This is a genomic window from Streptomyces sp. NPDC049687 (assembly GCF_044465285.1).
Classification (GTDB): Bacteria; Actinomycetota; Actinomycetes; order Streptomycetales; family Streptomycetaceae; genus Streptomyces.
The window spans coordinates 83575-109412 of sequence record NZ_JBITLN010000005.1 but is presented as its reverse complement, the minus strand read 5'-3'; the positions used below and the strand labels follow the sequence as shown (position 1 = coordinate 109412).

26 protein-coding genes are annotated in these 25838 nt (G+C 70.7%); 14 read left to right on the top strand and 12 right to left on the bottom strand.

Annotation, left to right across the window (positions count from 1 at the left end):
* Positions 1 to 126: 126 nt before the first annotated feature.
* The 8 genes from ACIBVL_RS17520 (at position 127) to ACIBVL_RS17485 (ending at position 8986) form a co-directional block, all read left to right on the top strand.
* The gene (locus ACIBVL_RS17520; RefSeq protein ID WP_399098046.1) at positions 127 to 1197 is read left to right on the top strand and encodes a BMP family protein; all 1071 of its coding nucleotides are present in this window, start codon (positions 127 to 129) and stop codon (positions 1195 to 1197) included.
* Between the two features lie 231 nt (positions 1198 to 1428).
* Entirely contained in the window at positions 1429 to 2481 is a 1053-nt protein-coding gene (locus ACIBVL_RS17515) for a BMP family protein (RefSeq protein ID WP_399098045.1), read from the top strand.
* 270 nt (positions 2482 to 2751) lie between these two features.
* Complete coding sequence (locus ACIBVL_RS17510; protein ID WP_399098431.1) at positions 2752 to 4419, top strand: ABC transporter ATP-binding protein; 1668 nt, start codon at positions 2752 to 2754, stop codon at positions 4417 to 4419.
* The gene (locus ACIBVL_RS17505; RefSeq protein ID WP_399098044.1) at positions 4416 to 5531 is read left to right on the top strand and encodes an ABC transporter permease; all 1116 of its coding nucleotides are present in this window, start codon (positions 4416 to 4418) and stop codon (positions 5529 to 5531) included. The genes ACIBVL_RS17510 and ACIBVL_RS17505 overlap by 4 nt, the downstream gene beginning before the upstream one ends.
* Positions 5531 to 6793 (top strand): ABC transporter permease, encoded by a 1263-nt coding sequence (locus ACIBVL_RS17500; protein ID WP_399098043.1) that lies wholly within the window; start codon positions 5531 to 5533, stop codon positions 6791 to 6793. The genes ACIBVL_RS17505 and ACIBVL_RS17500 overlap by 1 nt, the downstream gene beginning before the upstream one ends.
* Entirely contained in the window at positions 6790 to 7194 is a 405-nt protein-coding gene (locus ACIBVL_RS17495; protein ID WP_399098042.1) for a cytidine deaminase, read from the top strand. Before ACIBVL_RS17500 ends, ACIBVL_RS17495 begins: the two co-directional genes overlap by 4 nt.
* 100 nt (positions 7195 to 7294) lie before the next feature.
* Positions 7295 to 8578 carry a thymidine phosphorylase gene (locus tag ACIBVL_RS17490; RefSeq protein WP_399098041.1) on the top strand — a complete coding sequence of 428 codons (1284 nt, stop codon included), beginning with the start codon at positions 7295 to 7297 and terminating at the stop codon, positions 8576 to 8578.
* Positions 8579 to 8599: 21 nt separating this feature from the next.
* Positions 8600 to 8986, top strand: coding sequence for an STAS domain-containing protein (locus tag ACIBVL_RS17485; protein WP_399098040.1), 387 nt, complete (start codon positions 8600 to 8602; stop codon positions 8984 to 8986).
* On the opposite strand, the gene ACIBVL_RS17480 is transcribed toward ACIBVL_RS17485, so the two are convergent.
* Both ACIBVL_RS17480 and ACIBVL_RS17475 read right to left on the bottom strand, forming a co-directional pair.
* A complete protein-coding gene (locus ACIBVL_RS17480) occupies positions 8870 to 9895 on the bottom strand; it encodes a sigma-70 family RNA polymerase sigma factor (RefSeq protein ID WP_399098039.1) in 1026 nt (341 codons plus the stop codon). The genes ACIBVL_RS17485 and ACIBVL_RS17480 overlap by 117 nt on opposite strands.
* A 299-nt stretch (positions 9896 to 10194) precedes the next feature.
* Positions 10195 to 11463, bottom strand: a complete 1269-nt coding sequence (locus ACIBVL_RS17475) for an MFS transporter (protein WP_399098038.1) — start codon at positions 11461 to 11463, stop codon at positions 10195 to 10197.
* A 63-nt stretch (positions 11464 to 11526) separates the two neighbouring features.
* Here ACIBVL_RS17475 and ACIBVL_RS17470 point away from each other — a divergent pair, with 63 nt between their 5' ends.
* Positions 11527 to 12489, top strand: a complete 963-nt coding sequence (locus tag ACIBVL_RS17470) for a LysR family transcriptional regulator (RefSeq protein WP_399098037.1) — start codon at positions 11527 to 11529, stop codon at positions 12487 to 12489.
* A 34-nt stretch (positions 12490 to 12523) separates the two neighbouring features.
* Here the strand turns inward: ACIBVL_RS17470 and ACIBVL_RS17465 are convergent, their stop codons facing one another.
* Positions 12524 to 13288 (bottom strand): alpha/beta hydrolase, encoded by a 765-nt coding sequence (locus ACIBVL_RS17465; RefSeq protein WP_399098036.1) that lies wholly within the window; start codon positions 13286 to 13288, stop codon positions 12524 to 12526.
* A gap of 124 nt (positions 13289 to 13412) precedes the next feature.
* Here ACIBVL_RS17465 and ACIBVL_RS17460 point away from each other — a divergent pair, with 124 nt between their 5' ends.
* Positions 13413 to 14576 carry an adenosine deaminase gene (locus ACIBVL_RS17460; RefSeq protein ID WP_399098035.1) on the top strand — a complete coding sequence of 388 codons (1164 nt, stop codon included), beginning with the start codon at positions 13413 to 13415 and terminating at the stop codon, positions 14574 to 14576.
* A 138-nt stretch (positions 14577 to 14714) separates the two neighbouring features.
* Positions 14715 to 15086: an ATP-binding protein gene (locus ACIBVL_RS17455; RefSeq protein WP_399098034.1), complete on the top strand. Its 372-nt coding sequence runs from the start codon at positions 14715 to 14717 to the stop codon at positions 15084 to 15086.
* A gap of 87 nt (positions 15087 to 15173) precedes the next feature.
* Here ACIBVL_RS17455 and ACIBVL_RS17450 read toward each other — a convergent pair whose 3' ends face one another.
* The 5 genes from ACIBVL_RS17450 to afsQ1 all read right to left on the bottom strand — a co-directional run bounded on the left by ACIBVL_RS17450 (position 15174) and on the right by afsQ1 (position 19075).
* Positions 15174 to 15374: a PspC domain-containing protein gene (locus tag ACIBVL_RS17450; protein ID WP_399098033.1), complete on the bottom strand. Its 201-nt coding sequence runs from the start codon at positions 15372 to 15374 to the stop codon at positions 15174 to 15176.
* Positions 15375 to 15501: 127 nt separating this feature from the next.
* Positions 15502 to 16053, bottom strand: coding sequence for a VanZ family protein (locus ACIBVL_RS17445; RefSeq protein ID WP_399098032.1), 552 nt, complete (start codon positions 16051 to 16053; stop codon positions 15502 to 15504).
* A 168-nt stretch (positions 16054 to 16221) separates the two neighbouring features.
* Positions 16222 to 16830 carry a hypothetical protein gene (locus ACIBVL_RS17440; RefSeq protein ID WP_399098031.1) on the bottom strand — a complete coding sequence of 203 codons (609 nt, stop codon included), beginning with the start codon at positions 16828 to 16830 and terminating at the stop codon, positions 16222 to 16224.
* Complete coding sequence (locus ACIBVL_RS17435; protein ID WP_399098030.1) at positions 16827 to 18401, bottom strand: sensor histidine kinase; 1575 nt, start codon at positions 18399 to 18401, stop codon at positions 16827 to 16829. Before ACIBVL_RS17435 ends, ACIBVL_RS17440 begins: the two co-directional genes overlap by 4 nt.
* Positions 18398 to 19075 (bottom strand): two-component system response regulator AfsQ1, encoded by a 678-nt coding sequence (afsQ1, locus tag ACIBVL_RS17430; protein WP_390658337.1) that lies wholly within the window; start codon positions 19073 to 19075, stop codon positions 18398 to 18400. Before afsQ1 ends, ACIBVL_RS17435 begins: the two co-directional genes overlap by 4 nt.
* 318 nt (positions 19076 to 19393) lie before the next feature.
* Here afsQ1 and ACIBVL_RS17425 point away from each other — a divergent pair, with 318 nt between their 5' ends.
* Positions 19394 to 20137: a SigE family RNA polymerase sigma factor gene (locus tag ACIBVL_RS17425; protein WP_399098029.1), complete on the top strand. Its 744-nt coding sequence runs from the start codon at positions 19394 to 19396 to the stop codon at positions 20135 to 20137.
* 244 nt (positions 20138 to 20381) lie between these two features.
* Here ACIBVL_RS17425 and ACIBVL_RS17420 read toward each other — a convergent pair whose 3' ends face one another.
* Positions 20382 to 21089 (bottom strand): uridine kinase, encoded by a 708-nt coding sequence (locus ACIBVL_RS17420; RefSeq protein ID WP_399098028.1) that lies wholly within the window; start codon positions 21087 to 21089, stop codon positions 20382 to 20384.
* 59 nt (positions 21090 to 21148) lie between these two features.
* Between ACIBVL_RS17420 and ACIBVL_RS17415 the strand changes: the two genes are divergently transcribed.
* A complete protein-coding gene (locus ACIBVL_RS17415) occupies positions 21149 to 21556 on the top strand; it encodes a hypothetical protein (protein ID WP_399098027.1) in 408 nt (135 codons plus the stop codon).
* A gap of 100 nt (positions 21557 to 21656) precedes the next feature.
* Here ACIBVL_RS17415 and ACIBVL_RS17410 read toward each other — a convergent pair whose 3' ends face one another.
* From ACIBVL_RS17410 to deoC, 3 genes are read right to left on the bottom strand one after another with little or no spacing between them, the layout of a single operon-like run.
* Positions 21657 to 22565, bottom strand: a complete 909-nt coding sequence (locus ACIBVL_RS17410; protein WP_399098026.1) for an aldehyde dehydrogenase family protein — start codon at positions 22563 to 22565, stop codon at positions 21657 to 21659.
* On the bottom strand, positions 22558 to 24003 hold the full coding sequence (locus ACIBVL_RS17405; RefSeq protein WP_399098430.1) for an aldehyde dehydrogenase family protein: 1446 nt from the start codon (positions 24001 to 24003) through the stop codon (positions 22558 to 22560). The genes ACIBVL_RS17410 and ACIBVL_RS17405 overlap by 8 nt, the downstream gene beginning before the upstream one ends.
* Before the next feature lie 11 nt (positions 24004 to 24014).
* Entirely contained in the window at positions 24015 to 24977 is a 963-nt protein-coding gene (deoC, locus tag ACIBVL_RS17400) for a deoxyribose-phosphate aldolase (protein ID WP_399098429.1), read from the bottom strand.
* Between the two features lie 111 nt (positions 24978 to 25088).
* Here deoC and ACIBVL_RS17395 point away from each other — a divergent pair, with 111 nt between their 5' ends.
* Positions 25089 to 25796 (top strand): PH domain-containing protein, encoded by a 708-nt coding sequence (locus ACIBVL_RS17395; RefSeq protein ID WP_399098025.1) that lies wholly within the window; start codon positions 25089 to 25091, stop codon positions 25794 to 25796.
* Positions 25797 to 25838: the final 42 nt, after the last annotated feature.

Here is a 25838-nt window from a genome sequence, read left to right as displayed (position 1 = left end):
TCTACGCGCGTTACTGTCCGACCCATCGCCACCGCGAACGGCTTGTTGGGGAGCCTTCACGGACGGCTCCACCAGGGGAAAGCGGGCCGGGTCACGGTGCCGTGGGGATTCGAAGGGGTACTTGCTGTGCGTCTGATATCTCGGAACAGAAGATTCTCCCAGGCAGCGGTGACCGCCGCGGTCGTCGCACTCGCGGCTGCCGGCTGCGGTGAGTCCAGCACCGGTTCCAAGGCGAGCGAGACGGAGTCCGGGAAGTACTCGGGCAAGGGCATCGGGCTCGCGTACGACATCGGCGGCAAGGGCGACCAGTCCTTCAACGACGCCGCCTACGCCGGCCTGCAGAAGGCCGAGAAGGAGTTCGGCATCAGCGGCCGGGACGTCGAGCCGCAGGACAACGAGACCGACGCGGACAAGGTCCAGCGCCTGACCCAGCTGGCCCAGGCCGGCTACAACCCGGTGATCGGCGTCGGCTTCGTCTACGGGCCGGCCGTCAAGGAGGTCGCCGCCAAGTTCCCGAACACCACCTTCGGGATCATCGACGACGAGACCGTCCAGGCGAAGAACGTCGCCGACATGGTCTTCCACGAGGAGCAGGCCTCCTACCTGGCCGGCGTCGCCGCCGCCAAGGCCTCCAAGAAGGCCCACATCGGCTTCATCGGCGGCGTGGACATCCCGCTGATCCACAAGTTCGAGGCCGGGTACGTCCAGGGCGCCAAGTCGGTCAACCCGAGCATCAAGATCGAGTCGCAGTACCTGACGGAGACGCCCCAGGAGGGCGGGTTCTCCAGCCCGGACAAGGGCAAGGACGCGGCCGGCGGCCAGATCGAGGCCGGCGCCGACGTCATCTACCACGCGGCCGGCCTCTCCGGCCAGGGCGTGATCACCGAGGCCGCCGCCAAGAAGGTGTGGGCCATCGGTGTCGACTCCGACCAGTACAACCAGAGCGCGCTGAAGGCGTACAAGGACTACATCCTCGGCTCGGCGCTGAAGAACGTCGGCGGCGCGGTCTACGACCTCGTGAAGTCCGTCTACGAGGGCAAGCCCCTGTCCGGCGCGGTCCGCGGCAGCCTCTCCAACGACGGCGTCGGCTTCGCCGACTCCAACCCGAAGTACAAGGCGATGACCGACGTCGTGGACGCCGTGAACAAGGCCAAGCAGGACATCATCGACGGCAAGGTCACGGTCAACACCAAGTAACAACCGGAATCCCGTTCCGGAAGGCCGTGACTACGGCTTCCGGGCGTCCTCGCAGCCCATGCGCCCCTTGCCTCCCGCAAGGGGCGTACTGCCGTACGTACGCTTGAAGACAACTGTGGCCACAGCTCGATAACGGAGCGGACAGAAGGGTTTTTCCTCCCGGTCTACGCGCGTTACGCTGCGGCGGAACCAGCGCCTGGTTTGGGCGCTTGCACAAAGGAGTCTCGTTCCATGCGCCGGGTGTCCCGAATCGCGGTTGCGGGTGTTGCCACCGCAGCTCTCGCAGTGACCGTTTCCGCCTGTGGAAGCTCGTCCACATCGTCGTCCTCGTCCGAGAGCAGCGGCAAGAACCTGGGCCTCGCTCTCGCGTACGACGTCGGCGGCAAGGGCGACCAGTCCTTCAACGACGCCGCGACCGCCGGCCTGGAGCAGGCCGACAAGGAGTTCGGCTACAAGTCCACCGCGGTCGAGCCGCAGGACAACGAGTCCGACGCGGACAAGGTGCAGCGCCTGGAGAGCCTCGCCAAGGCCGGTTACAACCCGGTCATCGGCGTCGGCTTCGCCTACGCGCCGGCCGTCAAGGAGGTCGCGGCCAAGTACCCGAAGACCACCTTCGGCATCGTCGACGACGAGACCATCAAGGCCGACAACGTCGCCGACCTCGTCTTCCACGAGGAGCAGGCCTCCTACCTCGCCGGCGTCGCCGCCGCCAAGGCCACCAAGTCCAACGTGGTGGGCTTCATCGGCGGTGTGGACGTGCCGCTGATCCACAAGTTCGAGGCCGGCTTCCAGCAGGGCGTCGAGGACACCAAGAAGGGCGTCACGGTCAAGTCGCAGTACCTGACCGAGACCGCCGCCGAGGGTGGCTTCTCCAGCCCGGACAAGGGTGAGAGCGCCGCCGAGGGCCAGATCGACGCCGGTGCGGACGTCGTCTACGCCGCCGCCGGCCTCTCCGGTCAGGGCGTCATCAAGGCCGCCAACGCCAACAAGGTGTGGGCCATCGGCGTCGACTCCGACCAGTACAAGCAGGACGCGCTGAAGGCGTACAAGGACTCGATCCTGACCTCCGCCATGAAGAACGTCCAGGGCGCGGTCTACACGCTGGCCAAGTCCGTCAAGGACGGCAAGCCGGAGACGGGCGTCGTCCGTGGCAGCCTGGAGAACGGTGGCGTGAGCCTGTCGAACTCCAACCCGACCTTCTCCGGCAACGCCGACATCCAGGCCGCGATCAAGAAGGCCGAAGAGGGCATCAAGGACGGCAGCATCACCGTCAAGACCTCCTGATCCGGGGAACTGAACCGGTCGGAGGCATTGGCCAACCGAACGCTGTAATGACAGCGTTACGGCCGCGGAACGGGGCACGGGAAAGATCGGTCCGCCAGGACCGCCCGCGCCCCGTTCGCGCGGCAGAATGCTCGGAACGGATCGGAACTGATCGAGATCGCCATCGGGATCATGGCCACCAAGATCATTAAAGATCGATTCGATCCGGGCACTATTTAAAGCAGGGGCGCTACGCGCGTAGAGCGGCCCCTTTCCCAAGGAGAGTGCGCCATCGACGCGTCCAGCAGCCCTCCGCTCACCGCACAGTCGACGATCGCGGTAGAGCTGGCGGGTATCACCAAGCGCTTCCCCGGTGTCGTCGCCAACCACGACATCCATCTGGCCGTCCGCAAGGGCACCGTCCACGCCCTCGTCGGGGAGAACGGCGCCGGCAAGTCGACCCTGATGAAGATCCTCTACGGCATGCAGAAGCCGGACGAGGGCACCATCGCCGTCGACGGCGACCAGGTGAGCTTCTCCAGCCCCGCCGACGCCATCGCCCGCGGCATCGGCATGGTCCACCAGCACTTCATGCTGGCGGACAACCTGACCGTCCTGGAGAACGTCGTGCTGGGCAGCGAGAAGCTGTACGGCATCGGCGGCGCCGCCCGTAAGAAGATCAAGGAGATCTCCGACCGCTACGGCCTCGGCGTCCGCCCCGATGCCCTGGTCGAGGACCTCGGGGTCGCCGACCGCCAGCGCGTGGAGATCCTCAAGGTCCTCTTCCGCGGCGCCCGGACCCTCATCCTCGACGAGCCGACCGCCGTGCTCGTCCCGCAGGAGGTCGACGCGCTCTTCGACAACCTGCGCGAGCTGAAGTCCGAGGGCCTCTCCGTCATCTTCATCTCCCACAAGCTCGGCGAGGTGCTGTCGGTCGCCGACGACATCACCGTCATCCGGCGCGGTACCACGGTCGGCACCGCCGTACCCTCCGAGACCACCCCGCGCCAGCTCGCCGAGATGATGGTCGGCAGCGAGCTGCCCACCCCGGAGACCGCCGAGTCCACGGTCACCGACCAGGCCGTGATCAGGGTCGACAGCCTCACCGTCTACGCCAGCGGCGGCGCCTCCCTGGGCGTCGAGTCCGAGCCCGTCGGCGGCTCCCTCGTGGAGGCCGGCGGCGAGGTCAAGCGCGTCCTGGACGACGTCAGCTTCACCATCCACGCCGGTGAGGTCATGGGCATCGCCGGTGTCGAGGGCAACGGCCAGACCGAGCTGATCGACGCGCTGATCGGCACCAAGAACGCCGACTCCGGCACCATCGCCTTCCTCGGCGAGGACATCACCCCCTGGCCCACCCGCAGGCGCCGCGAGTCCGGCGTCGGCTACATCCCCGAGGACCGCCACCGCCAGGGCCTGCTCCTGGAGGCGCCCCTCTGGGAGAACCGCATCCTCGGCCACGTCACCGAGACCCCCAACGCCAAGGGCTTCTGGCTGAACCCCAAGGGCGCCCAGGCCGACACCCGCCGGATCGTCGAGGAGTTCGACGTCCGCACCCCCGGCATCGACGTCACCGCCGCCTCCCTCTCCGGCGGCAACCAGCAGAAGCTGATCGTCGGCCGCGAGATGAGCCACAACCCGAAGTTCCTGATCGCCGCCCACCCCACCCGCGGTGTGGACGTCGGCGCGCAGGCCCAGATCTGGGACCGCATCCGCGAGGCCCGCCGCGAGGGCCTGGCGGTGCTGCTGATCTCCGCCGACCTGGACGAGCTCATCGGTCTGTCGGACACCCTGCGGGTGATCTACAACGGCAGGCTGGTCGCGGACGCCGACCCCGCCACCATCACCCCCGAGGAGCTCGGCTCCGCCATGACCGGCGCCGCGACCGGTCACCTGGAACACGTAGAGACGCCTGCGGAAGACGACGCAGCCGCCGGTCCGGAGGACGAGGCCCGATGAAGAAGTTCGACAAGGAGCGCCTGCTCCTCGCCGTGGCCGGACCGGTCATGGCGCTCGTCGCGGCGATCCTGCTGACCTCGGTCGTGCTGATCGCCTCGGGTAAGAGCCCGATCGAGCCGTACACGCTCATGGTGGAGCAGATCGGCTACTCCGACGTCCAGGTGCTGATCATCAACCAGGCGTCGCTGTACTACATCGCCGCCCTGGCGGTCGCCCTCGGCTTCCGCATGAACCTCTTCAACATCGGCGTCGACGGCCAGTACCGCCTGGCCGCGATGATGACCGCGGTGGTCGGCGCGCACATGGACCTGCCGGCCTTCCTGCAGATCCCGCTGCTGCTGCTGGTCGCCGCGCTCACCGGTGGCATCTGGGCCGGTGTCGCGGGCGTCCTGAAGGTCACCCGGGGCGTCAGCGAGGTCGTCGCGACGATCATGCTCAACGCGATCGCCACCAGCCTCATCGCCTACCTCACCCTCCCCGACCTCTTCGGCGAGCTGGTCGGCGACAACAAGACGACCGGCATCATGAAGGAGTCCGGCTGGGTCCCCGGCATCGACCTCGGCCCGGACGTCGGCGAGATCTACGGCCTGGTCTTCCTCGCCGTCGCCCTCGGCCTCGTCTACTGGCTGGTCCTCAACCGCACCCGCTTCGGCTTCGACCTGCGTGCCACCGGTGAGTCCGAGTCGGCCGCCGCCGCCTCCGGCGTCGACGCCAAGCGCATGATCCTCACCGTGATGATCATCTCCGGTGCCGTCTCCGGCCTCGCCGGTCTGCCGCTGCTGCTCGGCGACGCCCACACCTACAGCCTGAGCTTCCCGACGGGCGTCGGTTTCACCGCCATCGGCATCGCCCTGCTGGGCCGCAACAACCCCGGCGGCATCGCCCTCGCCTCCCTGCTGTGGGCCTTCCTCGACAAGGCGTCGCCCGCGCTTGACTACGCGACTCCGGAGCCGTACGAGAAGGAGATCGCGATGATCATGCAGGGCCTGATCGTCTTCGCGGTCGTCATCTCCTACGAGGTCGTCCGCACCTGGGGTCTGCGCCGCCAGCAGAAGCGCGTCGGCGAGGAACTCGCCGCCGCCGCGAACACCAAGAAGGAGGTGGCGGTCTGATGAGCACCGCGACCATCGCGAAGCCGAAGGCCCATCAGCCCGGCAAGGGCGGCCGCCGGATGTCGCTGCCCGTGCTCCTGCTGGTCATCTCGGGCGTCCTGATCCTCACCTCGATCGTCCGCCTGATCACCGGCGCGGACGGCATCACGTCCACCGGCCAGATGTCCACCGCCCTGCGCGCCGCCGTACCGATCGGGCTCGCCGGCCTCGGCGGTCTGTGGGCCGAGCGGGCGGGCGTCGTCAACATCGGCCTCGAGGGCATGATGATCCTCGGTACCTGGTTCGGCGCCTGGGCCGGCTACCAGTGGGGCCCGTGGACCGGTGTCGTCTTCGGCATCATCGGCGGCGCGCTCGGCGCCGTCCTGCACGCCATCGCCACCGTGACCTTCAACGTCAACCACATCGTCTCCGGTGTGGCCCTGAACATCCTGGCCCTCGGCGTCACCCGCTACCTGTCGAAGTTCACGTTCGAGGACGCCCCGCAGGGCTCCTCCAAGCAGTCCCCGCCGATCGACTCGCTGGGCACCTTCGACATCCCCGGCCTGTCCGGCTGGCTCGAGACCCTCAACGACAAGCACTGGTTCCTGGTCTCCGACCTCGCCGGCCTGGTCGGCGGGCTGATCACCAACCTGTCGCCGCTCACCGTCGTCGCCGTCGCCCTCGTACCGGGCACCTGGTACGTGCTGTGGCGCACCTCCTTCGGCCTGCGGCTGCGCTCCTGCGGCGAGAACCCGGTCGCGGCGGAGTCCCTCGGCGTCAACGTCTACAAGTACAAGTACATCGCCGTGATCATCTCCGGCGGCTTCGCCGGACTCGGCGGCGCGTTCCTGTCGATCGTCGCGTCGAACGTCTACCTCGACGGCCAGACCGCCGGCCGCGGTTACATCGGTCTCGCCGCGATGATCTTCGGCAACTGGATGCCGGGCGGACTGGCGCTGGGCGCGGGCCTGTTCGGCTACACCGACAGCCTCAACCTGCGGGGCGGCGCGACCAACGTGCACGCGCTGATCCTGCTGCTCGCGATCCTGCTGGTGGCCGGCGTGGCCTACCTGGCGTGGAGGAAGAAGTACGTCCCCGCCGCGATCACCGCCGCCGTCTCGGCCCTGATGTTCATCTGGTACGTCAGCACCGACGACGTTCCGAACCAGGTCGTCACGGCCACCCCGTACGTCGTCACCCTCCTGGTCCTCTCCCTCTCCGCCCAGCGCCTGCGCATGCCGAAGGCGGACGGGCTGCCGTACCGGAAGGGGCAGGGCAAGTGACCCCCGCCGCCGACACGGTCGACTGGGAGAAGCTGCGTTCTGTGGCCCGGGACGCCATGTCCCGGGCTTACGCCCCTTACTCCGGCTACCCGGTCGGCGTGGCGGCCCTCGTGGACGACGGCCGGATCGTCTCCGGCTGCAACGTCGAGAACGCCTCCTACGGACTCGGCCTGTGCGCCGAGTGCGGGCTGGTCTCCGAGCTGCAGAACACCGGCGGCGGCCGGCTCACCCACTTCACCTGCGTGGACGGCAGGGGCGAGATCCTCGTCCCGTGCGGACGCTGCCGCCAGCTGCTGTACGAGTTCGGCGGCGGCGGGCTCCTGCTGGAGACGCCGGCGGGGATCCTGCCCCTCGCGGAGATGCTCCCGCAGGCCTTCGGCCCGGACCATCTCACCAAGTGACTCCCGCGCGGCCCCTCTGACCCGCTTCGATCCGGGCAGAGGGGCCGCGCACTTTCCCGAGACTTCTTTCTGCACCACCCGCACCACCGGAAGGAAAGCCATGGCCATGGACGCCATCTCCGTCATCCGCACCAAGCGGGACCGCGGTGAGCTCAGCGACGAGCAGATCGACTGGGTCATCGACGCGTACACCCGTGGCGAGGTCGCCGACGAGCAGATGTCGTCGCTCGCGATGGCCATCCTGCTCAACGGCATGAACCGCCGGGAGATCGCCCGCTGGACGGCCGCGATGATCGCCTCCGGCGAGCGCATGGACTTCTCGTCCCTGTCCCGCCCGACGGCCGACAAGCACTCCACGGGCGGCGTCGGTGACAAGATCACGCTCCCGCTTGCTCCGCTCGTCGCGGCCTGCGGCGCGGCCGTCCCGCAGCTCTCCGGCCGCGGCCTCGGCCACACCGGCGGCACCCTGGACAAGCTGGAGTCCGTCCCGGGCTGGCGGGCCCTGCTCTCCAACGAGGAGATGCTGCACGTCCTCGACACCACCGGCGCCGTGATCTGCGCGGCGGGCGACGGTCTGGCCCCGGCCGACAAGAAGCTCTACGCACTGCGGGACGTGACCGGCACGGTCGAGGCGATCCCGCTCATCGCCTCCTCGATCATGTCGAAGAAGATCGCCGAGGGCACCGGCTCGCTGGTCCTGGACGTGAAGGTCGGCACCGGCGCCTTCATGAAGACCCTCGAGGACGCCCGCGAACTGGCGTCCACGATGGTCGGCCTGGGCACGGACCACGGCGTGAAGACGGTCGCCCTGCTGACGGACATGTCCACCCCGCTCGGCCTCACCGCCGGCAACGCCCTGGAGGTCCGCGAGTCGGTCGAGGTCCTCGCGGGCGGCGGCCCGGCGGACGTCGTCGAGCTGACCGTCGCCCTGGCCCGCGAGATGCTCGACGCGGCCGGTGTGAAGGACGCCGACCCGGCGAAGGCGCTGGCCGACGGCTCGGCGATGGACGTCTGGCGCCGCATGATCGCGGCCCAGGGCGGCGACCCGGACGCGCCCCTGCCCACCGCGAGGGAGCAGCACGTGGTGAAGGCCCCCTCCTCGGGCGTCCTCACCCGCCTCGACGCCTACGACATCGGCATCGCCGCCTGGCGCCTCGGTGCGGGCCGCGCCCGCAAGGAGGACCCGGTGCAGGCGGGCGCCGGCGTGGAGATGCACGCCAAGCCCGGCGACACGGTGACCGAGGGCCAGCCCCTCCTCACCCTCCACACCGACACCCCCGAGCGCTTCGAGTACGCGCTCCAGGCGGTGGCGGGCTCCTACGACATCGCAGCGGCGGGCACGACGTTCACCTCGTCCCCGGTGGTGCTGGAACGCATCGCCTGATCGGCGGTTTCATCGGTTCCGATGAGTCGGGGCCCCCGTGCGGGTCTACCGTACGTGGACCCCAAAACACCGCCCGTGCTCGCCCTGAACGGCCCCGTCACCCGCGACCGGGTGGCGGGGCTCGCCGACGACGTACGCACCCTGCTGGAGGCCGCCGGCGGCGGGGTCCTCGTCTGTGACGTGGCCGGGCTCGGGCCGCCGGGGCTTGCCGCCGTGGACCTGCTGGCACGTCTCCAGCTCGCCGCGCGGCGGGCCGGGGGGCGGATACGCCTGCGGGCCCCCGACGCCGCCCTACACGCCCTGCTCGACGTCGTCGGACTCCGCTTCGAGATGGAGGGGGAGGCCGAAGAGGGGGAACCAGCGCTTGGTGTCGAGGTAGAAGTGGAACCCGGTGAGGCGGCCGTCTGACATCTCCAGGACCTGGATCGCCCAGGGAGTGAACCCGCCCGACTCCGGGTCGGGCTTGTACTGGGCGAACCCCGGCAGACCGTTCACCCGCACCGGCAGCAGGCGCGAGCCCTCGCAGGCCGAGCCGAGCGTCGTCATGAAGCCCGTGATGTCGTCGTGGCCCGTCAGCCACAGGTCGAACGGCGGCATCGTCATGATGGCGTCCTCGTGCAGGAGGGCCGTCAGCGCCGTCATGTCATAGCCCTCGAAGGCCGCCACATAGCGCTCCAGCAACTTCTGCTGCTCCTCGTCCAGCGGGTCCGACACGGCCGCGTCCGCGCCCGCCTGAGCCCGTTCGGCGAGCGTCGCCCGCGCCCGCTGCAGCGCGCTGTTGACCGAGGCGACCGAGGTGTCGAGCAGCTCGGCGACCTCGCTGGCCCGCCACGCCAGCACCTCGCGCAGGATCAGCACCGCCCGCTGCTTCGGCGGCAGCTGCTGCAGCGCGGCCATGAACGCCAGCCGTACCGACTCCTTGGCGACCGCCGCCTCCGCCGGGTCCTCCACCGTCGGCAGGACGCGCGCGTCGGGCATCGGCTCCAGCCAGGTGTGGTCGGGGCGGGGGGACAGGGCCGCCTGGGCGAGCGGGGTGGACTCGGAGAGGTCCATCGGCCTCGCCCGCTTGTTGCCCGCCGTGAGCATGTCCAGGCAGACGTTCGTCGCGATCCGGTACAGCCAGGAGCGCAGGCTGGAGCGGCCCTCGAACTTCTCGTAGCTCCGCCAGGCCCGCACCAGGGTGTCCTGCACCGCGTCCTCGGCCTCGAAGGAGGAGCCGAGCATGCGGTAGCAGTAGCCGGTCAGCTCGACCCGGTGCTTCTCCAGCCTGACGTCGAGGTCCTCGATCGTCGAAGCGCCCGCCGTACCGTCACTCATCGTCGTCCACCCGCCCCTGTGGCCGTCCTGTCACGCGCCTTCGCGCCCAGCACTTCGGAAGCTACCGCAGGCCACTGACACTGGCCTGCCGAGTCGGCGAAGCCGCAGGTCACAGCGGTGAGGGGGCGGCGGAATTCGGACGAGCTGCCTCCACGGCCGGGTCACCGCGGTCGACCCGGAACCCCCCTCGACAAACCCCTGCCCGACCCTCGGCAAACCCCTGCCCGGCCCAGTTGTCGGCCGGAGGCCACCGGCCACCACCGACGACCGGCGCTGAGCAGGGGGAACGGGGGAGTTGTTCAGTGCGCGGCGACCAGCGTCTCCCGGCGCGCGGCTCGGGTCCCCAGCACGGTGATCGTCACGACACCGAGCACCGCCAGGACACCCACGCCGACCGTGCCGGCCCAGCCGCCCGAGTGGAAGGCGATGGCGCCGACCGTGGAGCCGGTGCTGGAGCCGATGTAGTAGGCGGACTGGTAGAGGGCGGAGGCCTGGGCGCGGCCGGTGGTCGCCGTCTTGCTGACCGCCGAGGACGCCACCGCGTGCCCCGCGAAGAAGCCCGCCGTGATGAGCACCAGGCCCATGAGGACGAGGGCGAGGGAGTCCGCCAGGGAGAGCAGCAGGCCCGCCGCCGTCGTACCGCCCGCCAGGTACAGCGCCCCGCGCCGCCCGAGCCGGCCCACCAGACGACCGGCCGTCGACGCCGACACCGTACCCACCAGGTACACCAGGAAGATCGAGCCGACGATGCCCTGCGGCAGGGAGAACGGCGCCTCCGTCAGCCGGTAGCCGATGACCGTGTACACACCGCCGAAGACGGTCATGAACAGCGCGCCGATGGCGTACAGCCGGCACAGCAGCGGGTTGGACAGGTGCTCGCGGACCGTACGGGCCAGGACGCGGGGCCGCAGCGAGCCGGCCCGGAAGTGCCGGGGCGCGGGGAGCAGCAGCCGGAACGCGACCGCGCACCCGACCGCCAGCACACCGATCACCCCGACGGCGACCCGCCAGCCCCATTCCTGCGCGACCCAGCCGGTGATGACCCGGCCGCTCATCCCGCCGACGCTGTTGCCCGCCACGAACAGTCCGATCGCCGTGACCAGGGCCTTCGGCCGGACCTCCTCCGCCAGATACGCGGTCGCCGACGCCGGCAGCCCGGCCAGGGCCGCGCCCTGCACCGCCCGCAGCACCACCAGCGCGCCCAGCGACGGCGCGAACGGCACCAGCAGTCCGACGGTCACCGCGACCGCCAGCGAGCCAGTCATCACCGTACGGCGCCCGTAGCGCTCGGAGAGCGCGCTCATCGGCAGGACGAACAGCGCCAGCCCACCGGTCGCCGCCGCCACCGTCCAGCTCGCCTCGCTCACCGCCACCCCGAAGTCACCGGAGATCAGCGGCAGCAGGGCCTGGGTGGAGTACAGCAGGGCGAAGGTCGCCACACCGGCGAGGAAGAGCGCGAAGCTCATCCGGCGGTAGCCGGGACCCCCGGGGGTCATGCGCGTGTCGGAGGAGGGGACGGACGAGACGGCGCCCACGATCGTGGACGCCCCGGTACTGGCGGGAGACATGCCTCGAACCTACGGACGATCCCGTTCATCCGTCCAATGCACGGACTCGCCATAATCGTTCCCATGGAGCATCAGCAGAGGTCACAGGCTCACCTGTCACGATCCAGTGACACACAAGACATGGCTGACATGTCGATGTTGCTGGCCCCGAGGCTCGCCTACTTCGCCGGGGTCGCCCGAACCGAGCACGTCACCCGTGCCGCCCAGGAGATGCAGGTCCCGCAGTCGACCCTCTCCCGGGCGATGGTCCGCCTGGAACAGGATCTGGGCGTGGACCTGTTCGCCCGCAGAGGCCGCACGGTCTCCCTGACCCCGGCCGGCCGCACCTTCCTCACCTCGGTCGAACGCGCCCTCGCGGAGGTCGAGAAGGCCGCCGACGAGGTCCGCGCCGACGCCGACGCGGCCACCGGCAAGGTCGCCTTCGGCTTCCTGCACACCCTGGGCGCCGAAACCGTGCCCGGCCTGATCCACGCCTTCCGCGCCGACCACCCGCGCGTCCGCTTCAGCCTGGTGCAGAACTACGGTGAGGCGATGATCGAACGCCTCCGGGCCGGCGAACTGGACCTCTGTCTGACGTCCCCGGTCCCGGACGCCCCCGACCTGGTCGCCCGCCGCCTGGACGAACAGAAGCTCCGCCTGGTCGTCCCGGCCGACCACCGCCTGGCCGGACGCAAGCGGGTCCGCCTGGCCGAGGCCGCCGAAGAGGCCTTCGTCACGCTGGAACCGAATTACGGCATGCGCCGCATCACCGACGACCTGTGCAAGGAAGCGGGCTTCAAGCCCCGGATCGCCTTCGAGGGCGAGGAGGCGGAGACCCTGAGGGGCCTGGTGGCGGCGGGCCTGGGGGTGGCCCTGCTGCCTCCACCGGCGGTGCCCCGGCCCGGCGTGGTGGAACTGACGGTCACGGCCCCGCGCGCGGTACGCGAAATCGGCGTGGCGTGGCTGGACGGCCACCCGGACACCCCACCGGTGGCGGCCTTCAAGAAATTCCTGCTCTCGAGAAGGGGCAACCTGCTGCCGACCTGAGGGCAGCACCCTCGGCCCGCACCCGAACCCCGTGTCAGCCCCGGCGCAGCGACCGCCCGAACCCCGCGGCCAACGGCATCCGCAACCCCAGGGGAGGCGGAGCGGCCAACGCGTCCTCCACCGGCCGGGAGAACGTCCTCCCGAACAGCACCCCCATCACGAAATCCTCGGCCAGCGCCAGCACTTCGTCCCAGTACTGACGCAACCCATGGCCGTCGGCGTGCACTTCGAACCGGCACACCCCCCGGTTCACCTTCTTCACCCGGCCCGCAAGCCGAAACGACAACTCCGGATCACTCCGGTCGTCATGGGTACCGTGCACCACCATCACCCGCCGCCCCACCAACTGCTTCACCGGTTCGGGTGGCGCGGCCACATCCTCCTGCGGCAGCCAGGGAGCGAGCGCCAGTACCGAGTTGACGGCGTCATGGCCGCCCGCCCGCAGCGCCGCCCGTCCGCCCATCCCGACCCCGGCGAGGCACACGGGAACGTCTCCATAGCGCCGTACGACCTCGTCGGCCGCCCATGCCGCGTCCGCGGCGAGATGCGCCTCGCTGCCGTTCCAGCCGCGGTAGCGGTAGTGGACGACATGGGTGACCAGCCCTTCCTCCCGGCCGGCGCGTGTGAGCCTTCGGCCGAGGCCGTGCACGGTCGCGGCCGCCCACAGGGGCGACGGTCTGCGCTCGGAGACCTCCTCGCCGCCGGGGAGCAGCAGCACCACCCCGCTCACCGCCCTCGGCTCCGGGCCGAACGCCCTCCCCAGCCGGGCCGTTCGAACCGGCGTCGTTTGGTGTGTCACGACAGAACAGTGTCAGAAGTGCCGGTGTACTCCACCCTTCCGTGCGGTCACCGTTGGGTATCGACGTGACGGCGCAACGCGCGTCCGCCAGGCGCTCTACGCGCGTAGGCGTTACAGTGCGGAGATGACGAGCCAGAGCATCCAGACGGGCACCACCCCGAACTCGGACCAGATCCGGCGGGCGCCCAAGGTTCTGCTGCACGACCATCTCGACGGCGGGCTGCGCCCCGGCACGATCGTCGACCTCGCCCGGGAGACCGGGTATCCCCACCTCCCCGAGAGCGACCCCGACAAGCTCGGCGTCTGGTTCCGGGAGGCCGCCGACTCCGGTTCCCTGGAACGGTACTTGGAGACCTTCTCGCACACCGTCGGAGTGATGCAGACCCGGGACGCGCTCGTGCGGGTCGCCCGCGAGTGCGCCGAGGACCTCGCCGAGGACGGTGTCGTCTATGCCGAGGTGCGCTACGCCCCCGAGCAGCACCTGGAAGGCGGGCTGACCCTGGAGGAGGTCGTCGAAGCCGTCAACGAGGGCTTCCGGCAGGGCGAGCGGACGGCCCGGGAGAACGGCCACCGCATCCGCGTCGGCGCGCTGCTCACCGCCATGCGGCACGCGGCCCGCGCCCTGGAGATCGCCGAACTCGCCAACCGCTACCGGGACCTCGGGGTCGTCGGCTTCGACATCGCGGGCGCGGAGGCCGGCTTCCCGCCCACCCGCCACCTCGACGCCTTCGAGTATCTGAAGCGCGAGAACAACCACTTCACCATCCACGCCGGTGAGGCCTTCGGTCTTCCGTCCATCTGGCAGGCCCTGCAGTGGTGCGGCGCCGACCGGCTCGGGCACGGCGTGCGCATCATCGACGACATCGAGGTCGCCGCCGACGGCGGTGTGAAGCTCGGCCGGCTCGCCTCCTACGTCCGCGACAAGCGCATCCCCCTGGAGATGTGCCCCAGCTCCAACCTCCAGACCGGAGCGGCCGCCTCCTACGCCGAACATCCCATCGGTCTGCTGCGCCGCCTGCACTTCCGGGCCACGGTCAACACCGACAACCGGCTGATGTCCGGCACCAGTATGAGCCGGGAATTCGAGCACCTTGTCGACGCATTCGGTTATACGCTCGACGACGTGCAATGGTTCTCTGTCAATGCTATGAAGTCAGCATTCATTCCTTTCGATGAACGACTCGCCATGATCAATGACGTGATCAAGCCGGGCTATGCCGAGTTGAAGTCCGAATGGCTGTTCCAGCAGACCTCCTCCACCAGCGGTTCCGTGACCACGGGCGACTGATCGCGGGGTTTGCCGGGGTGCGGAATGCGGGCGGGTGTTCACCATCCGTCCGCATTTCGATGTTTGCGGCTCGCCCCTTTCGGTGTTTACGGTCGTGAGCCGCTTGGTTTCCGTATCCCATTCGAGGACGCACTTATCATGAAGCAGTCTGCTGCCAAGACCCTCGGTGTCGCCGCCCTCGGTGCCGCCATCGCCGCCGTCGGTGCGGGTGCCGCGAACGCCGCGCCGGCCGTCCCGGACGCCACGCAGGCCCTGGACGGGGTCACCAAGACGCTGCCGACGGAGAACGTCACCAAGGTGCTCCCGGGTGCCACCCAGGCGCTCGGGCAGGCCGAGCTGTCGCAGGCCCAGCCCGCGCTCGCCTCGGGCCTGTCCGCCGTGCAGCCGGTCGCCGAGCAGGCGCTCGCCCAGGGCCCGACCAAGCCGGTCGCCGGTCTCATCGGCGGCCTTCCGATCGGCAAGGGCCTGCCCACGCACGGCCTGCCGGTGAACGGGATCCCGCTGGGCTGAACCCCCGGCCCGCCAGACGCCGTTGGGGCGCGCCCGAGGACCGGGCGCGCCCCAACGGCGTTCGCGGGTACCGGGACCGGTCCCGGGTCACCAGGCCGTGCGCGCCTTGCCCTCCGACGGGAAGAGGATCCACAGCGCTATGTAGAGCAGGAACTGCGGGCCGGGCAGCAGACACGAGACCAGGAAGATCACACGCATCGTCGTCGCGGAGGTGCCGAAGCGGCGGGCCAGCGCGGCGCACACTCCGCCGATCATGCGGTCGTTGGTGGGGCGGGCGAGGCTGGACATCTGCGGCTCCTTCGTGAGCGTCGGGAGAGGCGGCCCCAGCGGCCGCCCGACCTGTCTTCAACGCTACGGAGACGAAGGGGACGAAGCGTCACTCCCCGGGGCGATCACGACCCCGAGAATCCTCGCACTACGGGGCGATCCCGACCCTGGAAATCGTCGGGGTCCGACCCTGAACCGCTTCCTCCTGCGGGACGGCCGTGGACACCCGGCGCGCGCTCCTGCGGCGCAGCCACACCCGGGCCGCCGGCACCACCGCGGTGTGCGCGAGCGCCACACCCACCGTGTTCAGCAGCAGCGAGTCGACATCCACGACCTGACCGGGCACCCCGGTCTGCAGCAGCTCGATCGCCAGCGACAGCAGGGCGCCCGCCGCGACCGTACGGATCAGGGAGGCGAGCGGCGAGACCCGGAGCCGGCCGTGCACCAGCGGCAGCAGGACACCCAGCGGAGCCAGCAGCGCCAGCCCGTCCGCGATCCGCCGGGCCGCCTCGGGCCAGCCCAGTCTCAGGTCGGCCCGGATCCCGGCGAACGGGTGCAGATTGGCGGGCATCACCCAGGGCACGTCCAGTGGGCGCAGCGTGACCCAGGCGACGAGCACGAGGTGGACGACCAGGAGGACACACCCGGTCGCACGGAGACGGATCGCGGCGCTGCCGCCGATGGAGCCTTGACGCTGCACGAACCCCTAGACGCACCCCTCGGCACGATCGGTTCCGGCTCCCCGCCCGGCACTGCCGGGCGGCTCCGGCGGCACCGCTCACGGCCGTCCCGTCGGCAGACGGTGACCTGCGACGACGGTGACCCGGGAGCCGGTGTGAGGCGTCCGCCACACCCGGCGCGCCGCCTGTCAGCCGCCGTCGGCGACCGCGGAGGACGGCGGTTCGGCGCTGCCCGGCCGGGAGCGCACCTCGTCCGTGCACTCGTAGCGGCGCAGCGGCTCCGAGCCCGGGCCGCCCAGCACGACCGAGCCGTCGCCCTCGGCCGCCGCCGAGTCCGAGAACGTGCAGACCACCTGGGCGAGCGCGTACGAGGTCAGGTTCCCCGGCGGCACGCTCAGCCGCAGCGCGTCGTCCGGATCCCTCGCGCCCGGCCCGCTCACCGTCATCCCGCCGCGCACGTCGGTGGTGTACCCGGCCTCCTTCTCGGCCGCCGACGGCGTCTCGGCGAGCTGGTCGAGCAGGCCCTGCGCCACCAGCGCGCGCCGCTCGGAGTCCGCCGGCGCGTCCGTCACCCGCACCGAGCGGTCGACGGCCACCAGCGACGAGCCGCACAGCAGGAACACCTGCACCGGCACCCCGGCACGCCCGGACTGGGTCGTCAGGTCCGGCTCGCTGAGCGAGCAGCGCACCCGGGACGGCGCGGCCCCGAAGTCGGTGGGCACCTCGGTGGACCGGATCCCGCAGCCGGTGAGCAGCCCGGCCAGGAGGGGGAGCGCGAGCAGACGGCGTACGTTCATCGGGCGTCCCCCTCGTCCTTCCCGGCCTTCTCGCCCGGCTCGCCCTGTTCCACCAGCTCCGACGCGTCCCGCGGCAGCCGCAGCGTGAACACCGCGCCACCCTCGGGAGAGTTGGCGGCGGTGATGCCGCCGCCGTGGATGTGGGCGTTCTCCAGGGCGATGGACAGCCCGAGTCCGCTGCCGTCGGAGCGCGGCCGGGAGGCGCTCGCCTTGTAGAACCGGTCGAAGACGTGCGGCAGCACCTCCTCGGGGATGCCCGGGCCGTGGTCGCGTACGGCGATGACGACGTCCTCGGCGGACTCGCGCACCGACACCCGCACCGGCGAACCGCCGTGCTTGAGCGCGTTGCCGATCAGGTTGGCGAGGATCACGTCCAGGCGCCGCGGGTCGAGACGGGCGTGGATGCCGCGCTCGGCGTCCAGGTCGACCGCGTCCAGCCACGCGCGCGCGTCGATGCAGAAGGTGATCTGGTCGGCGACGTCGACGTTGTCGAGCACCAGCCGTGCCGTACCGGCGTCGAAGCGGGTGACCTCCATCAGGTTCTCGACGAGGTCGTTGAGCCGCCGTGTCTCACTGACCACCAGCCGGACGGCCGGCTCGATCATCGGGTCGATGCTGCCCGACTCGGCGTCCAGCTCCTCCTCGAGCACCTCGGTGACGGCGGTGATGGCGGTCAGCGGCGTGCGCAGTTCGTGCGACATGTCGGCGACGAACCGCCGTGACGCGTCGTCCCGCGCGGCCATGTCGGCGACCCGCTTCTCCAGCGCCTCCGCCGTCCGGTTGAACGTCCGTGACAGATCGGCGAGTTCGTCGGTCCCCGACACCCGCAGCCGGGTGTCCAGCCGCCCCTCGCCGAGCCGCCGCGCGGCCACGCCCAGCCGGTGCACCGGCTTCAGTACGGTCGTGGCGGCGGCCTGCGCGAGCAGCGCGGCGCCGATCAGCGCCAGCGCGGTGGCGATCCCCAGCGACCAGGCCAGCGAGTTGAGATCGTCGGCCTCCGGCTCCAGCGACTTGCGCATGTACCCGGTCGGCCCGCCCCCGATCACCTTCGTCCCGGCCACCAGGTACGGCGTCCCGTGGTCCACGACCCGCTGCCAGTACAGGTGGTACGGCGACTTGTTGCCGCCGGTGACGTCCTGCTTCTTGTTCACCGCCGTACGCAGCGACTTGGGCACGTCGTCCAGCGAGAAGCCGTTCAGCCCGCCGGAGTTGCCGTAGACGGTGGTGCCGCTCGCGTTCTCGCCCACCAGCAGCACGCTGAAGCGCTGGCTGCTGTTGGCCATCTGCCCGGCGGTGTGCTGCAGCTCGTCCTGCGTGGGATGCTCCGGCAGCGAACCCGCCCGGTTCTGCATCTCCTGCTCGAAGTCCCGCAGCACCGCCCCCTGGGTACGGGTGAGCACGGCCTCGCGGTTGAGCCAGTACGCGATGCCGGACGCGGAGACGGCGGCGGTCAGCGCCACCGCCCCGAAGACCACGACGAGCCGCAGCCGCAGACTGGTGAGGCGCAGCCGTGACAGATGACCCTTGCGCACCGCGGACCAGCCGCGGAACCCCCCTTGCGGCTTTGTCACTGAGGGGCGTCCAGGCGGTAGCCGACCCCGCGGACGGTACGGATCAGCGTCGGGGACGACGGCACGTCCTCGACCTTGGCGCGCAGCCGCTGCACACAGGCGTCGACGAGCCGCGAGTCACCGAGGTAGTCGTGCTCCCACACGAGGCGCAGCAGCTGCTGCCGGGACAGCGCCTGCCCCGGCCGCCGGCTCAGCTCCAGGAGCAGCCGGAGCTCGGTCGGCGTGAGCTGCAGATCCTCGCCGTTCTTGGTCACCGTCATCGCCGCCCGGTCGATGACCAGGCTGCCGAAGGTCGCCGCGTCGTTCGACTCGCGCTCCCCGCGACGCAGCACGGCCCGGATCCGGGCGTCCAGCACCCGGCCCTGGACGGGCTTGACGACATAGTCGTCGGCGCCGGACTCCAGCCCGACCACCACGTCGATGTCGTCGCTCCTCGCGGTGAGCAGGATGATCGGCAGCTGGTCGGTGCGCCGGATGCGCCGGCACACCTCGAAACCGTCGATGCCGGGCAGCATCACGTCCAGAACGATCAGATCCGGCCGCTGCTCGCGCAACAGCTTCAGACCGTCCTCACCGCTCGCAGCGGTCGCCACACGGTGCCCCTGGCGCGTCAGTGAGAGCTCCAGGGCCGTACGGATGGCGTCGTCGTCCTCGATCAGCAACAGGGAAGGCACGGCCTCATTCTGGCCCATGAGGGGGGTGTCCTTCGACCTGTGGGTGGGTGCCTGTCCGGCGGAGCAGGTCGCGGAGAGGCAACGGCGCCCGTTTCGGGCCGGTGAGCGGGGTGCTGAGGGGTGCCCTCCGCGCGGGCCCGGCGCCCGACCGCCATACCCCCGACGCCTGTGAACGATCTGTGGTGCCGACGTGACGGACCCCTGTGACAGGTCTGTGACAGTCGGCGGACACGGCGATGAAGTGGCCCCGGCAGTCTTTTGCTCACAGGCAGGACCGCAAAGAACGAAACACCGGAAGTCCACGACGGGGGGCGCGAGATGAGCACGCTGCAGGGCATCAGCACCAGGGCAGTCGTCACGCGTCTCCACGACGTGAACGTCGGCCGGGGTCCCGAGAAGTCCGGTGCCGTGAGCGGGCGGGGGTGCGCTCGCGGCACCGGGCGTCAGCACACCGCCTTCATGACGGTGGTCGACGCGGGGGAGCAGGCGGCTCACGGGGGAGCCGCGTACAGGGAGGACACGGGGGAGCGTCGCTCGCTGACCGAGGCGGAGTTCACCGCCTACGTCCAGGAGCGCCGCGCCTCCCTGTACGCCACCGCCTACCACCTCACCGGCGACCGCTTCGAGGCCGAGGACCTGCTGCAGAGCGCGCTGTTCTCGACGTACAGGGCGTGGGAGCGGATCAGTGACAAGGCCGCGGTCGGCGGATACCTGCGCCGCACGATGACCAACCTGCACATCAGCGCGTGGCGCCGCCGCAAGCTGAACGAGTACCCGACCGAGGAGCTGCCGGAGACGGCCGGCGACACGGACGCGATGCGCGGCACCGAACTGCGCGCGGTCCTGTGGCAGGCGCTGGCCCGGCTGCCCGAGCTCCAGCGGACGATGCTGGTCCTGCGCTACTACGAGGGCCGCACCGACCCGGAGATCGCGGAGATCCTCGACATCAGTGTCGGCACGGTGAAGTCCAGCATCTGGCGGTCGCTCCGCCGGCTGCGCGAGGACCAGGTCCTCAGCTTCGGCCGTGACGAGGAGGACGCCTTCGGGGAGCTTGTCGCCTGAGGGTCACGGGGGAACGATCCGGCCTCGGCCGGTGACGGGGGAACACGGGGGAGCGGTACCGGGGGGACCCGACGGGGGACGTTCGGGGGAGCGGTACCGCACAGCACGGGGGAAGCACCACCCGGGGGGAACGCGGGGAAGCACGGGGAAGCACGGGGGAACGGGGGGAGCGGGACTGGAGGGCCGGGGGGTCCGTCCAGTCCCGCTTTTCGTGTCCCGCGTCCAGGCGGACCCGTGGGTGGCTTCAGGCGGTCGTACGCGCCGTCGTCGCGCCGCGGCCCGGCGCCGCGGCCGCCAGCCGGCCCATCGCCTCGTCGCGGTCGCAGGGGTACGCGCCGAGCGCGGTCTGCCGGGCCACGATGGAGCGCTCCGCGCGCATCAGACGCCAGCCCCTGCGCAGCAGGAACGGCACCGACTTGCGGCCCTCCTTCAGATCGCGCAGGAACCGTCGGCGGAACGTCTTCACCGGGCCGCGGCTCAGACACAGCGCGTCGGCCAGGACGCCCAGCTCACGGCAGCGCTCGACGATCTCGGCGGCGAAGATGCCCTCCGCGATGAACAGCGGGGTCCGCCCGATCCCGACCGCCTCCACGCCGGTGCGGGCGCTGAGCGAGATGTCGTACACGGGCACGTTCGTACGGCCCGTGCCGCAGAGTTCCACGATGGCGGCGACGGCCGTGTCCGCGTCCCACGAGTCCGGGTGGTCCCAGTCGATGTCGGAGCTCCCGGCGACCAGCGGCAGGGTCGGGTCGTCACCCTCCTTGTAGAAGTCGTCGAGCCGCAGCACCGGCAGGCCGGAGCGGGCGGCGAGGAGGGACTTGCCGGAGCCGGAAGGGCCGCAGAGCAGCACGACTCGCGTCGGTATGGGCAAAGGGGAGGTCACGGGACACCAGTGTGAGGCATCCGTCGGGCCGGGTTCGACCCCGCGGGTCGGCTTTGAAGCGCGCGTCACACCTCAACTACCCTTCGTGTCGTCCTGATTACCTTGCGCAGCAGAAGGCGGCACCATCGATGGCACGACACGCCTCACCACAGAACTCCACCGGCCGGCGCGCCCTCGCCGCCCTCGCGACCGCCGGAGTGGCGCTGGGCGCGGGCGCCGGGACCGCCGCCGCGGCGACCGGCGAACCGGTCGCCGACGTGACCCGCACCCGCCCCGCCTCGATCGGCGCGATCGACCCGCAGACCGGGGTGCAGGGCACGCTCGCCACCCTCCCCCACGTCACCGGCGCCGTCTCGGGCCTCAAGCCCAACCCCCTCGCGGGCACCGGAGTCGACCCGCTCGACAACGGCGTCGGCACCCAGTTCGCCGACTTCAAGCCCCTGACGTCCCGGATGCTGACCGGGCCGGTGGCGCAGGCGCAGTCGGTCGGGGCGATTCCGGTGCTGGGGGACGCGACGAAGGCGCTGGGCGGCTGAGGGCACACGGCGCAGGGCCGCGTCTCCCCCCGGGCGGGGAGGAGACGCGGCCCTCCGGTCCGCGGTGCTCGGTGGCGGCCCCTACGGGGACGCGGGGGACTCAGTAGGACGAGCCCGACGCGCCCAGCGACCCCGTCGGATGCCAGACCGTCTTCGTCTCCAGGAAGGCCGTCATGCGGTCGATGCCGGGAGTCGCCGACCAGTCGTCCACAGGCTGTGGACGAAGGACGCGCTTCAGGTTGTCGGCCGCGGCGATCTCCAGTTCCTTCGCCAGGACCTCGTCGGCGCCCGCGAGGTCGATCGCGTTGACGTCCTGGTGGGCCGCGAGGGGCGCCGCGATCTCCGCCGTACGGCCGGACAGCACGTTGACGACACCGCCGGGAACGTCGGAGGTGGCCAGCACCTCGGCCAGGGAGAGCGCCGGGAGCGGGGACCTCTCGCTCGCGATCACGACCGCCGTGTTGCCGGTCGCGATCACCGGGGCGACGACACCGACCAGGCCCAGGAACGACGACTCCTGCGGAGCCAGGACCACGACCACGCCCGTCGGCTCGGGGGAGGAGAGGTTGAAGTACGGGCCCGCGACCGGGTTCCCGCCGCCCACGAGCTGGGCGATCTTGTCCGTCCAGCCCGCGTACCAGACCCAGCGGTCGATCGTCGCGTCCACGAGCGCGCCGGCCTTGGACTTGGAGAGGCCCTCGGCGTCGGCCACCTCGCGGAGGAACTGGTCCCGGCGGCCCTCCAGCATCTCGGCGACGCGGTAGAGGACCTGGCCCCGGTTGTAGGCCGTCGCGCCGGACCAGGCCCCGAACGCCTTGCGCGCGGCCACGACCGCGTCACGGGCGTCCTTGCGGGAGGACTGCGGTGCGTTGGCCAGCCAGTTGCCCTTGGAGTCGGTCACTTCGTACACCCGGCCGCTTTCGGAGCGGGGGAACTTGCCCCCGACGTACAGCTTGTAGGTCTTGAGGACCGACAGGCGCGGTTCGGTCTTTTCGGTCTTCTCAGACATCGAGGTACGCCTCCAGGCCGTGGCGGCCGCCCTCGCGGCCGAAGCCCGACTCCTTGTAACCGCCGAACGGCGAGGTCGGGTCGAACTTGTTGAACGTGTTGGACCACACGACACCCGCCCGGAGCTTGTTCGCCACCGCGAGGATGCGCGAGCCCTTCTCCGTCCAGACGCCCGCCGACAGGCCGTACGGCGTGTTGTTCGCCTTGGCCACGGCCTCGTCCGGGGTGCGGAAGGTCAGGACCGACAGGACCGGGCCGAAGATCTCGTCGCGGGCGACAGTGTGGGCCTGGGTGACGTTCGTGAACAGCGTCGGGGCGAACCAGTAGCCGCTCTCGGGCAGTTCGCAGGCCACGGACCAACGCTCGGCGCCCTCGGCCTCGCCCCGCTCGACGAGGGTGGTGATCCGCGCGAGCTGCTCCTCGGAGTTGATCGCGCCGATGTCCGTGTTCTTGTCCAGCGGGTCGCCCAGGCGGAGGGTGGAGAGGCGGCGCTTCAACGACTCCAGCAGCTCGTCCTGGATCGACTCCTGGACCAGCAGGCGGCTGCCCGCGCAGCAGACCTGGCCCTGGTTGAAGAAGATGCCGTTGACGATGCCCTCGACGGCCTGGTCGATGGGGGCGTCGTCGAAGACGATGTTGGCGCCCTTGCCGCCCAGCTCCAGGGTGAGCTTCTTGCGGGAGCCGGCCACGGTGCGGGCGATCTCCTTGCCGACGGCCGTGGAGCCGGTGAAGGCCACCTTGTTCACGTCCGGGTGCGCGACGAGCGCGGCGCCCGTGTCGCCGTAGCCGGGCAGGATGTTGACGACGCCCCTGGGCAGGCCCGCCTGGCGGCAGATGTCCGCGAAGAAGAGGGCCGAGAGCGGGGTCGTCTCCGCCGGCTTCAGGACGACCGTGTTGCCGGTCGCCAGCGCCGGGGCGATCTTCCACGCCAGCATCAGCAGGGGGAAGTTCCAGGGGATGACCTGGCCGGCCACGCCCAGCGGCCTCGGGTTCGCGCCGAAGCCGGCGTGGCCGAGCTTGTCCGCCCAGCCCGCGTAGTAGAAGAAGTGCGCGGCGACCAGGGGAAGGTCGGTGTCGCGCGTCTCCTTGATGGGCTTGCCGTTGTCCAGGGTCTCCAGGACGGCGAGCTCGCGGCTGCGTTCCTGGATGACGCGGGCGATACGGAAGAGGTACTTCGCGCGCTCGGAGCCGGGGAGCGCCGACCACTTCTCGAAGGCCTTGCGGGCCGCCCTCACGGCGCGGTCGACGTCCTCGGCACCGGCCCGCGCGATCTCCGACAGGACTTCCTCGGTGGACGGCGAGACGGTCTTGAAGACCTTGCCGTCGGCGGCATCGGTGAACTCGCCGTCGATGAACAGGCCGTAGGAAGGGGCGATGTCGACGACCGAGCGGGACTCGGGCGCCGGGGCGTATGCGAAGACCGAGGTCTGCTTTTCCATGGTCATGGGGCTCAGTCCACCGTCACGTAGTCGGGGCCGGAGTAGCGGCCCGTGGCCAGCTTCTGACGCTGCATCAGCAGGTCGTTCAGGAGCGAGGAGGCGCCGAAGCGGAACCAGTGGTTGTCCAGCCAGTCCTGGCCCGCCGTCTCGTTGACCAGGACCAGGAACTTGATGGCGTCCTTGCTGGTGCGGATGCCGCCGGCGGGCTTCACGCCGACCTGGATCCCGGTCTGGGCACGGAAGTCCCTGACCGCCTCCAGCATGAGGAGGGTGTTGGCGGGGGTGGCGTTGACGGCGACCTTGCCGGTGGACGTCTTGATGAAGTCCGCGCCGGCGAGCATGCCGAGCCAGCTGGCGCGGCGGATGTTGTCGTACGTCGACAGCTCGCCCGTCTCGAAGATGACCTTCAGGCGGGCCGACGCCGCGCAGGCCTCCTTGACGGCGACGATCTCGTCGTACACCTTCAGATAGTCGCCCGCGAGGAACGCGCCGCGGTCGATGACCATGTCGATCTCGTCGGCGCCCGCGGCGACCGCCTCGCGCACGTCCGCCAGCTTCACCGAGAGGGCGGCGCGGCCGGCCGGGAAGGCGGTGGCGACCGAGGCGACCTTCACGCCGGAGCCGGCGACCACCTGCTTGGCGACGGCCACCATGTCGGGGTAGACGCAGACCGCGGCCGTGGTGGGGGTCGTACGGTCGGTGGGGTCGGGGAGGACCGCCTTGGCGCCGAGCGCCCGGACCTTGCCCGGGGTGTCCGCGCCTTCCAGCGTCGTCAGATCGACCATCGAGATGGCGAGGTCGATGGCGTACGCCTTCGCGGTCGTCTTGATGGAACGGGTGCCGAGCGACGCGGCGCGTGCCTCCAGGCCGACCGCGTCGACGCCGGGCAGCCCGTGGAGGAAGCGGCGCAGCGTGCTGCCGGACGTGGTGACGTCCGAGAGCGTGTGGGCCACGGAGGGGGCATTGGTGGGCATGGTCACCAGACGAGCATATCTACGCGCGTAGCGGGTGTACAGCCCCCCTGCTCTTTCCGCGCGAGGGGAGCCCGGATGAGCGGTGGTGGGCGGTCGGGCAGAATCGGGACCATGACGACCCCGGAAGACCAGCCCTCCGCGCCGCGGCCCGCGGCACCCGAGTTCGACGACCGCGTGTACCGGTCGTCCGCCGGTATCGCCAGTGGCGTGATGCTGCTGGCTCTCGTGGGCTGGCTCGGCATCGACGCGATCGTCACGGGCGACGGGCGTACGCCGTGGCTGGCGCTGGCCGCGCTCATCCTGGTGGTGCCGCTGATCGTCGCCTTCACCCTGCGGCCCGCCGTGTACGCCGGTCAGGACAGGCTGCGGGTGCGCAATCCGTTCCGGATGATCGTGCTGCCCTGGGGGCAGGTGGCCGCGCTGCGGTCCGGATACTCCAACGAGGTCGTCAGCACGGCCGGGGCGAAGTACCAGCTGTGGGCCGTCCCCGTCTCGATGCGGGCCCGCAAGTCGGCGGCCCGGCGGCAGGCCAGGGCGGCGTCGGACCGGACCGCCGGACGCGAGGGGCGCAGCGGTGGCCGGGGCGGTCTCGGCGGGCTCGCGGGGTTCGGGGCGGCCGGCGGTTCGTCCGGGCCGGCTCCGGCGGGACCCGTGCGGGCCGCGACCGACCAGATCATGGACGAGGTGCGGGCACTGTGGGAGACGCACGAGAAGGAGGAGGGCGCGCAGGGCGAGGTCACCGTGCGATGGGCCTGGGAGATCCTGGGGCCGGCGGTCGCGGGGGCCGTGGTGTTGGGGATCTTGCTGGCCGTGGGGTGACGGGTCCTCGTGAGAGGGCCGGACGGGTGACGGTTCGACCGG